The 1,123-nt window shown below is 66.3% G+C and carries 1 pseudogene; it reads left to right on the top strand.

The features are described from left to right. A pseudogene (locus AC1DWT_RS51465) lies at positions 1-655 on the top strand (transposase); the annotation flags it as partial. Positions 656-1,123 lie beyond the last annotated feature (468 nt).

Here is a 1,123-nt window from a genome sequence, read left to right on the forward strand (position 1 = left end):
GTCTCTGTACACGGAGGAATTCCGGAAAGACGCGGTCGCGCTGTACCGCGCGGCCGACGGCAAACGCACGTACGCGGCGGTGGCCGCGGATGTGGGCATCAGCGGCGAGACGCTACGGACGTGGGTCCGTAAGGACACCGCCCGGAACGGGCGGTCGCAGGACCGCAGTACCGGCGCCGACGGGACCGAGGCGGACGAGCTCGCGCGGCTGCGCGCGGAGAATGCTCGGCTGCGCGGTGCGGAGAAGGAATGGCAGCTCGAACGCGAGATTCTGCGTCGGGCAGCAGCGTATTTCGCCAAGGAGGTGAAGTGAAGACCCGCCGCTGGGACTTCATCTCCGCTCATCGCGCCAAGTTCGGCGTGCAGCGGCTGTGCCGGGTGCTCGGGACCTCCCGCTCCGGCTACTACAAGCACCCGGCCACCGAGCCGGCCCGGGTCGAGCGCCAGGCCGAGGAGGCCACGACGGTCGCCGAGATCCGCGCCACCGATGCCGAGCACCGCAGCGCCTACGGCGGCCCCGCGCGCGCAGGCCGAACTCCGGTCCCGCGGACGCAGGATCAACCGCAAGCGGGTGACCCGGCTGACGCGGATCCACCACGTCGTCGGCCGGCACCTGCGCCGCACCAAGCGCACGACCATCGCGGACCAGCGTGCACAGAAGTAGGCGAAGGGGATGGGGGAGGAGTGACTCGCTTCGTGGGTGACGCGTCAGCCGAGGGTCGCCGCGTCGAAGGGCCCATGGGGCGGCGGCACCGGTTTATGTGTGGTTTAGCGGCCAAGCGCAGCCCCCGCCAACGATGTACATCAGCTGGCAGGGGCGCTACACGGACAACCTGCACGTCGTAACGAGCAGCGCATCACTGATCTTCGTGAGCCGGAGCCTGGAAGTCCAGAGAGTGTGATCCACGCCATTGCACTATTTTCGCATCACTCAATAACCGACCAGTAAGTGTGATCTCGAGTGGTCTTGTGCTGTGCCCAGACCCAATCCTTCGGACCCGATTTCGGGTATGGGTGTACGTAGTTCGGCCGATGTGCAGGTGTCGACGTCGGTCCAAGGTAACTGGTACGCCGCCGTCGACGTGGCAATCGAGAATATCTGCACGTGAGAGAAGAGTTGTCA

This window comes from Rhodococcus sp. P4_B6 (assembly GCF_056402215.1).